The organism is Pradoshia sp. Z4_20, assembly GCF_058216035.1.
On sequence record NZ_JBZAJD010000003.1, the window covers coordinates 1 to 12,617 of the forward strand.

Sequence of the window (12,617 nt, forward strand, 5' to 3'; positions counted from 1 at the left end):
ATTTATATTATAATATACCATAAAAAGAAAATAATTCCTTTTTGTACCTAAAAGCAACAATCTATACGAAAAGAGCCAAAAATAAAAATATCAATCACTTCGCCTACAACAATCTCATTCGACAAATTCCACTTTTTCCCTGCACAATTTCTTTTTCAAAAGCAAGAAAAAGACGGCAATCATTAGTTTGCCGTCTCTTCAGCCCATATTTGATTTATTTTAGATCATCTACTCTCCACAATCCAACCTATCCAATTCTTCATAAAGATCTTCACGTAAATCTTCTGCTTCTTTCTTTTTTACATATAGTAGTTGAAGTGCTTCTACCGCTGTCTCCTTCTCCATATCACGAATGATTTCTGATAAGCGATGTTCCACTTTATCAATTTTTTTCTCCAGTGATTCGTAAGTCTCATTCGAAATTACATGGTGTACAAGCTTCACATTACTCTGACTCTGAGTCACCAATTGACTTGCTTGCTTTACTTGTAACATATCTGCAAGCATATGCTCTCTCGCCCAAGAGTAATTTCCTAAATAAACCTGTAATGTCCGATTTTGTAGCCAATATGTTTTTTGAAACAGCTTATTCAGCAAGTATCGATCATGGCTGACCACAATAATGGTCCCCGGAAATTCACTTAATGCTTCTTCCAGCACTTCTCTCGAATCAATATCCAAATGATTCGTTGGTTCATCCAGTATCACTAAATTAATATCCTGGTACATTAGCTGAGCGAGTCGTAATCTCATACGCTCACCCCCGCTTAATTTTTCTACCTTTTGAAAGACTTGAAAACCATAGAAAAGGAACCGGGCCAGAATATGACGGGCTTCCCCTTCTGTAACATGGACCTCCTGGCGGAAGGCCTCCAGAACGGTCATGTCTTTTCCTTCTTGAAATAGCTGTTGAGACAAGTATCCAATCTTCACATTGCTGCCCAGTTTGACCTCTCCAACGTCAGGTGTAAACTCATTCAGAACCAGTTTAAGAATGGTTGATTTCCCGGTACCGTTAGCACCAACAATCGCAATTCGTTCACCGTATTGAACAAGCAGGTCCATATTCTCAAACAGTGTTTGCGTACCAAATCGCTTCGTAATTCCATGGAGCTGCAGGACATCTTTACCGCTTCGCTCAGATAGGTCGAAGTCTAGGTCCATTTTACGTCTTTCTAAAATAGGCCGCTTAATTTTCTCCATTCTCTCTAAGGCACGTTCCATATTGCGGGCACGTTTATGCAATCCTTCACTCGGCGGATTCGCCTGATTGGCCCATTCCCGCAATCGTTTTATCGCTTCCTTCATTTTTTTGATTTTCTTCTGCTGTTCCTTATATTGATTAAATTCTTCCAGAAGCCGCTTTTCTTTTGCTTGCACGAATTCAGAGTAGTTTCCTTCGTATACGAATATCTCTCCATCGTCCAAATCTAAAATCCTCTTAACCGTTCGATCCAGGAAAAATCGATCATGCGAGACAATCAGAACTGTCCCATCATAGTCTTCGAGGAATCCTTCAAGCCATTCAACTGCACCAATATCCAGATGATTGGTTGGTTCATCCAACAATAGGAGATCTGGCTTTTGCAGAAGCAGCACTCCTAAACAAACTTTTGTTTTCTCACCTCCGCTTAAGGAAACAAAACGTTTATCGAGCATCAAATCGAGCATCAGCCCATTGGCTATCTTCATAATCGTGCTGTCCATCTCATAGCCACCAAGCCGTTCAAACTGCTCCTGAACTTCTCCATACTGTTCTATACTACGAGCCAATGAGCTTTCATTAATATCAGTTGCCATACTATGTTCCAGTTTATCCAGTCTCTCCTTCAGCTCAACCATATGGCTAAAAGCAGATTGCAAGCATTCATATACCGTGATACCGTCAGTAAAGTCAGGGATCTGTGACAGCAAACCTATTGCTGCACCCTTTTTAATGTGAATAGCCCCCTCATCAATTGTTTCGACGCCTGCTATCATTTTTAGAATTATTGATTTCCCACAGCCATTCCGCCCGACGAATCCAACTCGTTCTCCTTCCTTGATCTCAAACGTAATATTTTCAAGTAGCTTTGTTCCGCCATAGTTTTTTTCAATTTGCTGTACACTGCATACAATCATGTGTATGAACCCCTCTCATGCTCATACCCTGTACATGAAAAAAAGCCATAGGAAAGTCGATATAAGACTTCCCCATGGCTTTTGAATTCCTATTTTATCAAGGGTATAGAGACTTATTATCGTTCTTTTTCATATGAAATTTCCTGAAAAGGGCAGACTACCCCCTTGGCGAAATTGCACATGAAAAATGGCACGGATCAATGACAAGTTTTCAAGCCATTGCAAACATACCTTCACAGAACGATTCATCTCTACACCTCCTTTAATGGAATAATTTAGTTATAATTATAAACTTTCAGTCAATTATTAACAACTGCTTTTTTCACTCTTCACAGATATCCTTCCATTCTACGAATGGTCCTTCTGTTCCACCCGATTCAAACGGATTTCTACTTGTTTGCCTACTAGCCATAAAAGGAAAATGACGATACCAACAATAATACTTTTTACTGGTTCGCGAATTAAAGACATAATGTCATGGCCAATATAACTAATAGTAAAGATCATGACCAATTTCCCTGCAAAGACAGCAAGCATATATTGTTTTGGACTAATGTCAGATAATCCGCAAACTATATTTACGATCGCGGAAGGAGTGAATGGGAAACAAAGCAAGATAAACAACGGGCCAAATCCATGATGATTGATCCAGAGCATCGCTTTTTGCACAGCCGAATGTCTATGTAAAAATGAAAGGGCTTTTTTCTTTCCATATTTTCTGGACAAATAAAACACAACCATCGCACCAGCGACAGCACCTGTCCAGGAGAGAAGAAATCCAATCCATAAGCCAAAAGCATTGGCATTAGCCGTCACAAAAACAAACAAAGGCAAAAAAGGAAGGAACGCTTCAACAAACGGGAGCAACAATCCCGGAATGGGACCTAAGTTTCTATAATCACTTATTAATTCGGCTAAATGCTCCAATGTTAGCCATTCTGTTAACCAATTAAGATCCATAGTCTCTCCTCACAAACAAATAACAAATTCAGTCCATACTATATAAATATCCCCATATACATTAGATTGAAACAATCCTTACCCCTATTATATCAGATTGCTGTAAGGAGAGAATTAGTTAGAAAATAAACTTGTCAAAAATGTGAAAAGCGATTATTCTATATAGGAACGTATGTTCGTTTTTTACAGACATTGAAAGGACGCGATTACATGACCCGCATCCCTACAGAAGAGCGCAATATAATGGAAAAAGCGATCTATCTACCCATGGTCCTCACCGTACTTGCCCGAGACCTTCAAGTGGTAAAAGCATCGCCCCTTAAATTAAAACAACCATACATATTATTAATTGATGAAACCATGAAACAGGTCCAAGCGGAATTGAAACATGCAAGCCACTATATGAGGACACATCAACTCAAAGTGGAAGAAACAAAAAGAGACGAATCATTTACCTCCTTTTTATTTCTGTATAAAGGCTATGAGGAATATCATAATTATTTCAATCCCCGTATTCGAAATAAAGTACAGGAATTACTGGAGTATTATTTTTTGAAGCAGTGGACTGACCAACTGAAAAATTAACAGCAATAAGTATACATCAACTTTCCTTATAACTATTTGATGAATGCATTAAACCATACTTTGTTTGGAAATCTGAATTCCTATCATTAACTTGCATGGCATTATATAAATAATGTGTCTTACGCTCCGTCTCTGCTAAGGTTTGAAGCAGCTTCGACTTCAACATCGCCGTTCTGAGCATCTGGTTTTCAATAATACTATAGGAAACCGGAACAACGATAGATTGTTTATTATGAAAATTGATTTGTGTTTTAGTCGCATCAATCTTAACTCTGGATACAATGTGCTCATAAGAAAGCCAAATACACGATTCTTTTGCAGGAGATGTAGTAGGAAAAAAGAATAGGCGATTAGCCGGTTCTAACGATATCGGCACTTTATGCGAGATACCGAGGAGCTTTTTCGTCGACTGACATCTACCAGGATAATCAGCTCCAAAATAATCACAGCTTGATTTTACTACTTCAGATGGTCTAAAAGGTACTAAAATTTCTTCATCAAATTCAATTACTTTAGAATACGTTTTCGATCCATATTCTACTGGAACAACAGCAAATGTAAATGGACTTATTTCGTAATCCTCTCTCCTGCTAATCACGTTCTTTTCCATGGCTTCCTCCTTATAGATCCTACAATATTACTACAATTTCAATATAACATAATATTTCAAAATAATTGGTTTATTCACCAAAATTTCAATTTTAACCCAGAACCCCCATGATTGTTACGGTTAATTCATTTTATATTCTGGGTATATGATAAATAACTATTTCAAACTACCAAAGTAAATTTTCTGAATAATTTAAATATTTAGTTGATTTTTCTTTTCATCTGACTTATAATAAAAAAAAGCAACGGGGGGATATCCATGAATCACGAAAAAGCAAATACAGATATCGTAAAAGCTGTTGATGTGACTGTTGACCAGGGGACCATGGAAGATCTACTGATGGATATGATGATTTACGAAGCTCAACTAACCCATGCACATAGGAAACTGAAAGAAGAAATCGATCATGCCTTGGACAATAAGGACAAAGAAGCATTTATGAAACTTTCCGCCGAGCTAATTGAATTGGAGAAAAACTTTGGGAATTAATTCAAACAACTTGTAACGAATAAATACGGTGTATAAACAAAATCACAGAGCGAGGATCATTTAATCCCGCCCTGTGATTTTCTTGTTTTCACTCTTTAATCACGGTATTTCCCTAAATAAAATGAAAACGTTGACAGTATTTAATCAAATACTTTGAAAATGTTAGGGTCGAATCCAAACGTTCCTTGTTTGAACTATATAAAGTCTCCTTATCAGTTGTGCGAGCAAGAACAGCTTCATTAATAATCTGATGATACTCTTTTGGCATATGGCTTAAACCATATCTCCCTGCCCCTGTCTTGGAAATGATATCGTCTTCCGCTAACGTATAGTATTGACAAAGCAGCCCAAGAACTGTCCATTCTATTTCCTCCCGTATATCGTGAGCAGGCATGTTCAGCAATTCATCGAATGAGGATTCCAACCACTGAACTCGATCGCCCCAGTATGTATTCATATTCGCGAATACATAGGATTGTAATTGTTTCGAGCGGAATTCCAGTTCAAAATCCGAGGAAGCAGGCCCAAGAACAGTAATTCCTTTTTTAGCAAAAAGTGTCCATGTCACAGGATTGAAATTAAAATAGGGGCCAAAGCTTAAATTTCCGCTATTATAATAAAAATGATTTTGATGATCATTGTTCACTTTCCCTAAGTCTCCCAAGTAATATAGACACCGTCCATCTCTGGAGTCTTATATTTTTGAGCGATCATTCTATGAATCTTTGAGAGAATACCAGCTTCATCTTCTGTGAAATGCCGACTTGTGACAGAAATAAAATCGATATCACTTTTACCTTTTTCAAAGGCATCCAGTGCAATGGAGCCATGTAAATACAAGCCCTCCAACTCATTTGGCAGATATTCATTGAATAATCCTTCGTATTCATTCAAAATAGTTTCTACGATTTTTGGTATTTTCAACATACCTATCCCTCTATTACTATAGTTAGTATAATTCTATTGTCATAAACACACTGTTCGGGTTCTCTTTGTAATCTGCAAACGGCTTACAATATTGAAATCCAACACTCTCTAAAGCCTTTGGGCTGGTTTAAAGGCAGCCATTGATCCAGTTTCCAGACTTAGTTTCTTATAGTTACGTTCCTTCGCTATATTGATAATGTCCTCTAGCAGCTTTCTAGCTACCCCTTTTCTTAAATGATTCAGTGAAGTTTTCATCGATTTAATCTCTCCATGAGTCATATCAAGTTCTTTCAGGGCCCCACAGCCAACTAACTCCTCATTCTCCCAGACACTCCAAACCGTGATATTTGTTTTTTTCAACTCTTCCAAATTTAAAGCATGTATACTCTCAGGTGAAGAATGCTCGGCCATACTGTAAAGATGGCTATTAATTAAAGCAGCCACTTCAGTTCCTCTTAAATCATCCAATTTAATCTTCATTCAATCATCCCTCACCTTTGACGCCCCCAAAAGAATATACAAATCTTTAATTTATGTCTCCTAAATAGACGGGAACCTTATCACCTTTGTGATAGTTGATTACCTGTTTTCTCATTGCACAAGGATAGAGTCTGTATGCTAATAAATCACTTAACGGCAGCCATTCTACTCCGATTTGTCCCTCATCAGGATTTAGTCCATTTTGAATCACTGTATTCCTTCCTTTAATCGTACATAAAAACATATATTCAATTTGATGGGTTTCCATATCAAAAGCAGCATGTTCATGATTTTGTCCGATATATTCACGAATCAGGATTAAATCACCAATTTCAACCTCCTGTCCTATTTCTTCTATACATTCTCTTATTAACGCTTGATGAAAGGTTTCTCCATGCTCCTGCCCGCCACCAGGCAATATATAATAAACACCTTCATGGTCTTCCTTTTTTATCGCGAGTAATTGATCATCCTGAATAATAATGGCTTTAGCAGAGTTTCGAATTGGCATTATCGTTCATCCTTTTATTTATATATTTTTAATGACAAAAAGAGCTGAAAATTCAGCTCATATGGTTATGATTGATTTAGAATTGAGTCAGCGTTCATATAACGTTCACTGATGATATTACGATGGTGCACTTCATGCCCGGCAATGATAACAGCCAGAGCACGAACCGTAATATCATAATCATTAGCTGAACCCCGGCGCAGCCACTCTTCACTGCAAAGACTTTTCAATAATACAATCGTTGACTGACGGACGATAGACAAATTTTGCAGAAGCTCTTCTACTGTTTGTTTTGTAAAGGATGCTTGCTGAACATATTCTTCTTCATTAAAACCTGGCAAGTTTCTGCGTTCTCCTCGCGCGATTGCAAGAAGCCTGTATGCCATGATTCTCTCTGTATCAATCATATGTCCGATAACTTCCTTGATACTCCATTTCCCTTCGGCATAACGGAATTCCGCCTGAGTATCAGTTATTTTTTCCAAAGCGGCAATCGTCTGTTTTATTTGTTCGGATAAAAGTTGAATCAAATCACCTTCCGGAACTAATTCTACATATGGTTGATAATAAGGGGTATATTCATTTTGTTTTAATTGTTTTCGCATATTCCCTCTCCTTTTATGTATTTCCTCTATTTATTCCACCTTCATTGCTTAAATTCCTTTATTGCACGATAGCAAAAACAGAGCCACTCCGTCTAACGAAGGGCTCTTCATTTTATTCATTATAACTTTTTATTTTTTATACTTCTCTGCCATTTCAATCCGTTCAAGCATGGTTGGATGACTGTTCCGGAATATTTTAATCAGTAAAGGCGGATTCACTTGGCTTAGCCCCTTTTCAGAAAGTTTCTGAAAGGAGGAAATAGCTGCTTCAGGATTATCGGTCATGTTTAATGCATAGGTGTCTGCTCTTGTTTCCTGCACACGGGATACATAATTTGTAACGGGACTTGCTGCGAACAACAGAATGGACGTAATCAGTAAAAAGAGCGGCAATGACCGAATATCACTCATGGATTCTAAGTGATACAATTCCCCTCTGTTCCGTATGGCTCTTTTCATCCATTTATCTGTCAGCCATAAACCAACCAACATGAGAACCAAATACCCGGCAATACCGAGGTATATATGTTTTTCCACATAATGAGCCATTTCATGAGCCATGATAAATAAAATCTCATCATCCTCTAGGCTGTTCAATGTGGTGTCCCAGAGTACAATTCTGGAATTTGAGCCAACCCCTGTTACATAAGCATTTAAAGAATTGGTTTTCTCTGACATATTTACTTCATACACATGCTCAGCCGGAATATTGGCTTTTGCTGCCAAATCAAGGATTTGTTCTTCCAATACTTTATCTTTCAGTGGGTAAAAATCATTGTAAAGCGGATCGATGACAACCGGCTGAATAAACATGACGAATATCGTGAATGGAATGCATAAAAGCCAGCTATACAGCCACCAGCGAGCGGGACTTTTCCGAATGAGCCAATACAAGACAAGAACAACAATTAATGTCATTCCTAGATCCACCCAAAACTCAATAAAATTATCCTTCATCCAGGAGGAGAAAACCTGAGAGGATATGCCATAGGCAAGCGATATTTTATATCGAATGTATGAAAGCGGCAGGAAGACAATAAATAAAAGGAGTGAAAGCCAAAAGACATAGGCGCTAATTTGAACGGAATGTCTTTTCCAGGATTGCTTCCCCCATTTCTCTAGCCCTTTGGACAATCCAGATATCAGAACAATCGCATAGAATAGCCACTCAAGCGGTGTACTGATAAAAAAGAAAAAGTTTCGTATTTTAGAATACGTTTCACTCTTTTCTAACAATTCATTATTCATAAACGTAGAGGGATCTGCATTGGTTCCCCTCATCGATTCAGGAATAGCTGTATTGGCACCATGAAAAAGATAAACATATATCGCCAATGCATAAATTAGAAATAGGCCTAATATGATTAAAATCCATTTTCTCCGCAAATATACCCCTCCTCAAACATTCCATCTATATAGTTTACCGGCATTTGTACAAGTTAGAACCTTAATTCATTCTTTCTCCATACGACACAAAATAGACACTCATTTCTCACAAGTTTCCAACAACTTTACCATAACCACTATCTATATAATGGTAAAATAGGGGAGGAATAACAAACAGAGGGGAACTGTTAAACGATATGAAAAAGTTATATATAGGTTTTACTATCTTATTAATTTTAAGTATCGGTGCTGGTATATACTACTTCACTGGTTATAGGCAGTCACAAATGGAGTTTCCTAATGAAGTTACAATGGAATCCACTACCGGTACGGATTATTCATTCAAGGAAATTCCACAAAAAATACGCCTATTGGAATTTATGTATACAAACTGTCCTGATGTCTGTCCAAATACAACCTATCAAATGGTCGATATACGCGATCGGCTTGTGAAAGACGGTCTGTTTGGCGATAAAGTCGAATTCCTGACAGTCACAATTGATCCAGCTCGGGATACACTCCCGATTATGAAAGAGTACGGTGAGACCTTTAAAACAACTGCTGCAGACGGATGGTATGTATTGCGTGGAGATGCAGAGGATACAAGAAAGCTCGCAGATGCATTCCGTTTCCAATATAAAGACCCCGGTTCAGGATTCCTAATCCACACAAATGCCACTTATCTTATTAATGAAAAAAACCGTGTCATTGAAGTATTTGGAATGGGAGAAAAGGATTTTGACCGAGAAGAAGTTTACAAGAAAATTGTTAAGAATGCTGAAAAGATGTAGCTGATTCCAGAAGATTTGTATATAAAGGTGTAGGCAAAAAAAGACAGCTCTTTTAATTATCAAACCAATCAACCTTCTCCATCCACTCTAAGAGTATAAGAAAAGACTGTCCATTGACAGTCTTGTTCTTATGCGGAAATACTATCCCTCGCACAATTAGAGAAACCTAATTTCCATGAGAGAAGCTTCAGCTTTGCAGCCTGCATAATCAGCTCCAAGAAAATCTAGTAATTCCTGATTTCGGTCATGAAATTGTTCTAACCCTTTATTATGTGATTTCCACATAATCTCTGTGTTTTTTTCAAAACTCTTAAGTTCAAACGGCGGTCGATAAACGAATGCTTTCCCTTCTTGCTCCAGCTTTTCTATCAAATCCATGGTTTGATTATAATGATGTGCACGGTTCTCCATGGCTTGAACCAGTTGCGGATATTTCTTACGCAATAGTTTCACTGCCCATTTTGTCTGACTGTCGAGCTTCTTCCTGTAGCCCGGCGGCCTGGTCAAGATGATGACATGCTTTTCATAGCCATCTGCTATCGCCTTTTGGATTGGTACCGAATCAGCTAATCCTCCATCATAATAAGGAACATTATTTATTTTAATTTCAGGAAACAGGACTGGAATAGCACATGTGGCCCGCAAAATTGTAGCCCCTTTGTCCATTGTTTTACCATCCATGTATTCTACCTGTCCGGTATAGGCATTTGTCACGCCAAACAAAACTTGACCTTGATAGTTTTGATATGTCTCCCAATCAAAGAAATCCAACTGATTAGGAACCGTATCATAGGCAAACGTCAGCCCAAACAGACTTCGCTCCGTTAGAAAATTGCGCACTCCGACATAGCGCTTATCATTCCGGTAAGTAGATATAAAGCGAATCGTCCTGTTTTTTTGCTCAGAAATATAGGAACAAGCACTAATAGCACCCGCAGAGATTCCCAATATGTAAGGAAACATCATCTCTTTCTCTAAAAAACCGTCTAAGACACCCGCTGTATATACCATGCGGAATGTTCCGCCCTCTAAGATCAAGCTCGTATTTTTTATATTGATAGGAATCATCAAAAAGTCTCCTTTATTCATGCTCATTATAGATGTTTATAGATGTTGTTTAAGCCATAAGCCTCTCTTCATCCACAATCAATTGTAACGTATCAAAACTTCTATAACGCTGGTTAATCTATACTATTTTTCCTAGTAAAAAGGAGCTGTCCCGAAAGCCAGGGAAGTATGGCTAATAAGAGGACAGCTCTTACATTCTATTTAAATGGTAGGATAGTAATAAACTTATTCTTCCACTACAATCCGGTCACATAACACCATAATACAAGGACGTTGTTGATATATCTATTGATACCACTAAATAAGTTGAACAACTAATCCTCAACAAGGAAGTTATACTATGACCCTTTACATTTATTATAAGGCAAATAATATATATTTTTCTAACTGTAATGACTGCCAAAGTGGTGACTGAAAAAAATACTATTTCAATCTTAGTAAATACAAAATTATAAATCAGGAAGTACATTCCCATTTTTATTTTTATTTTAGTATTTCCATATTATCCAAAACAATATATAATGTTATAAATCCATAATAAGGAAAAAGCGATGAAGAGAAGAGTAAGCGCGCTTAAGCATAACAGAGAACTCCAGTAGCTGAGAATGGAGGATGTAATAGCCCGCCGAACCAAGTCTCGGAGCTTCGTATAGGATATTTCATCTGATATTGATTATGCGTCGGTTTCTCCCGTTAAAGAGATAGAGTATAACCCGGCCTTGTCCTGCGTACTCGAAAAGATTTCTGTGGCGACACAGGAATAAACTGGGGTGGCACCGCGAACTACTAAATTCCAAAAGTCTCGTCCCCAAGGTTGTTAACCTTGGAGGTGAGACTTTTTTATTGGCCTAAAAATCAATGTCTGGGAGTGGATTAAATGAAGTGGAAATACCCCCTTTTACTCTTACTTGGAATTGGAGTATCGAATGTTGGTGCATGGATTTATTTGATTGCATTAAATTTAATTATTTTGGATAAGACAGAATCACCCTTAGCCGTTTCTATCCTATATATCCTATTGCCTATTGCATCCTTATGTACAAATTTCTGGTCTGGGACTTTAATTGATCGGTTCAATAAAAGAAAGCTCATGATTTATCTAGATATTATAAGAGCCATTTTTATTTTTATCTTACCGTTTTTAGATTCACTTCCATTTATTTACTTCATTGTATTTATCATCAATATTGCCAGGTCTATTTTTGAACCAACCTCAATGGTCTACATGACAAAATTAATTCCAAAAACAAATCGACAACGATTTAATGCCATGCGAAATTTTATTAATTCCTGTGGTTTTATACTAGGGCCTTCCATAGCGGGCTTCCTTTTTATCATTGGTTCTCCTAATTTAGCAATCCAAATAAATTCTTTCGCTTTGTTCTTTTCAGTAATCATTATTTTGTTTCTTCCAAATGTAGAATTTGGGAGTGAAGATCGTATATATGAAAAAATTAAACCTTCATTAATGGTGAATGATTGGAGAATCATCCTTCAATTCAATAAAACAAATAAACATATAACATTAATATATATTCTGTTTAGCGGAATTTCTGTATGTATGTCTGCCTTAGATTCATTAGAGGCTGCATTTGCAACCAAAGTTCTCTTTTTATCCGAAAGTACCTATGGATTTCTTGTTAGTATTGCCGGTGCAGGAATCATTGGGGGTTCACTAGTAAATACAATCTTTGCGAATCAATTGAAAATAAATGTACTAATGGGACTTGGAGCGTTTTTCACTCCGATTGGTTATCTAATCTTTGCCTTTTCAAACGATTTTATATGGGCTTCAATAGGATTTTTCGTTTTAACATTTTCTTTATCATTTGCAAATACAGGCTTTTTAACCTTCTACCAAAACAATGTGCCTGTAGATATTATGGGCAGATTCTCCAGTGTCTTAGGGATGCTAGAGGCAGTTTTAATCATCATATGTACAGCCTTAATTGGATTATCTGCCGAACTATTTGATATTCGCCCTGTTTATATCATGGGTTCCTTTATTTTTTTCCTGTTGGGGCTGGTCATTAATTTTGTTATATCTGATCATTCGAAAAGAAGTTATTATATTCAAGTATAAA

The 12,617-nt window shown here is 37.3% G+C and carries 14 protein-coding genes, 1 pseudogene and 1 other annotated feature; of the genes and pseudogenes, 4 read left to right on the forward strand and 11 right to left on the reverse strand.

Annotated features, from left to right (window positions below):
• Positions 1-228 precede the first annotated feature (228 nt).
• The 3 genes from abc-f to AC4BHP_RS10020 form a co-directional block, all read right to left on the reverse strand.
• Positions 229-2,121, reverse strand: a complete 1,893-nt coding sequence (abc-f, locus tag AC4BHP_RS10010) for a ribosomal protection-like ABC-F family protein (protein ID WP_490552036.1) — start codon at positions 2,119-2,121, stop codon at positions 229-231.
• Positions 2,122-2,250: 129 nt separating this feature from the next.
• On the reverse strand, positions 2,251-2,370 hold the full coding sequence (locus AC4BHP_RS10015; protein WP_368072416.1) for an RAxF-45 family protein: 120 nt from the start codon (positions 2,368-2,370) through the stop codon (positions 2,251-2,253).
• Between the two features lie 99 nt (positions 2,371-2,469).
• Positions 2,470-3,081, reverse strand: a complete 612-nt coding sequence (locus AC4BHP_RS10020) for a TVP38/TMEM64 family protein (protein WP_066101678.1) — start codon at positions 3,079-3,081, stop codon at positions 2,470-2,472.
• A 210-nt stretch (positions 3,082-3,291) separates the two neighbouring features.
• On the opposite strand from AC4BHP_RS10020, the gene AC4BHP_RS10025 reads away from it, so the two are divergent.
• Positions 3,292-3,666 (forward strand): YhjD family protein, encoded by a 375-nt coding sequence (locus tag AC4BHP_RS10025; protein ID WP_490552038.1) that lies wholly within the window; start codon positions 3,292-3,294, stop codon positions 3,664-3,666.
• A 16-nt stretch (positions 3,667-3,682) separates the two neighbouring features.
• Here the strand turns inward: AC4BHP_RS10025 and AC4BHP_RS10030 are convergent, their stop codons facing one another.
• Positions 3,683-4,276, reverse strand: a complete 594-nt coding sequence (locus AC4BHP_RS10030; protein ID WP_490552039.1) for a competence protein ComK — start codon at positions 4,274-4,276, stop codon at positions 3,683-3,685.
• A 258-nt stretch (positions 4,277-4,534) separates the two neighbouring features.
• Between AC4BHP_RS10030 and AC4BHP_RS10035 the strand changes: the two genes are divergently transcribed.
• Positions 4,535-4,765, forward strand: coding sequence for an IDEAL domain-containing protein (locus AC4BHP_RS10035; RefSeq protein WP_066101689.1), 231 nt, complete (start codon positions 4,535-4,537; stop codon positions 4,763-4,765).
• A gap of 112 nt (positions 4,766-4,877) precedes the next feature.
• Here the strand turns inward: AC4BHP_RS10035 and AC4BHP_RS10040 are convergent, their stop codons facing one another.
• From AC4BHP_RS10040 to AC4BHP_RS10065, 6 genes and pseudogenes are all read right to left on the reverse strand, one after another.
• Positions 4,878-5,411, reverse strand: a complete 534-nt coding sequence (locus tag AC4BHP_RS10040) for a DUF4111 domain-containing protein (protein WP_257468973.1) — start codon at positions 5,409-5,411, stop codon at positions 4,878-4,880.
• Positions 5,412-5,416: 5 nt separating this feature from the next.
• On the reverse strand, positions 5,417-5,692 hold the full coding sequence (locus tag AC4BHP_RS10045; protein ID WP_257468974.1) for a nucleotidyltransferase domain-containing protein: 276 nt from the start codon (positions 5,690-5,692) through the stop codon (positions 5,417-5,419).
• 22 nt (positions 5,693-5,714) lie between these two features.
• Positions 5,715-6,172 (reverse strand): annotated as a pseudogene (locus AC4BHP_RS10050) (GNAT family N-acetyltransferase).
• A 46-nt stretch (positions 6,173-6,218) separates the two neighbouring features.
• Positions 6,219-6,683 (reverse strand): NUDIX domain-containing protein, encoded by a 465-nt coding sequence (locus tag AC4BHP_RS10055; RefSeq protein WP_139891469.1) that lies wholly within the window; start codon positions 6,681-6,683, stop codon positions 6,219-6,221.
• 65 nt (positions 6,684-6,748) lie between these two features.
• Positions 6,749-7,288 carry a DinB family protein gene (locus AC4BHP_RS10060; protein WP_139891470.1) on the reverse strand — a complete coding sequence of 180 codons (540 nt, stop codon included), beginning with the start codon at positions 7,286-7,288 and terminating at the stop codon, positions 6,749-6,751.
• Positions 7,289-7,417: 129 nt separating this feature from the next.
• The gene (locus AC4BHP_RS10065) at positions 7,418-8,674 is read right to left on the reverse strand and encodes a M48 family metallopeptidase (protein ID WP_490552044.1); all 1,257 of its coding nucleotides are present in this window, start codon (positions 8,672-8,674) and stop codon (positions 7,418-7,420) included.
• Between the two features lie 197 nt (positions 8,675-8,871).
• On the opposite strand from AC4BHP_RS10065, the gene AC4BHP_RS10070 reads away from it, so the two are divergent.
• Positions 8,872-9,465, forward strand: coding sequence for an SCO family protein (locus AC4BHP_RS10070; protein WP_139891472.1), 594 nt, complete (start codon positions 8,872-8,874; stop codon positions 9,463-9,465).
• Positions 9,466-9,621: 156 nt separating this feature from the next.
• Here the strand turns inward: AC4BHP_RS10070 and AC4BHP_RS10075 are convergent, their stop codons facing one another.
• The gene (locus AC4BHP_RS10075) at positions 9,622-10,533 is read right to left on the reverse strand and encodes a patatin-like phospholipase family protein (protein WP_490552046.1); all 912 of its coding nucleotides are present in this window, start codon (positions 10,531-10,533) and stop codon (positions 9,622-9,624) included.
• Positions 10,534-11,075: 542 nt separating this feature from the next.
• Positions 11,076-11,346: a binding site (T-box leader), on the forward strand.
• Positions 11,347-11,410: 64 nt separating this feature from the next.
• Between AC4BHP_RS10075 and AC4BHP_RS10080 the strand changes: the two genes are divergently transcribed.
• Entirely contained in the window at positions 11,411-12,616 is a 1,206-nt protein-coding gene (locus AC4BHP_RS10080) for an MFS transporter (protein ID WP_490552047.1), read from the forward strand.
• Position 12,617: the final 1 nt, after the last annotated feature.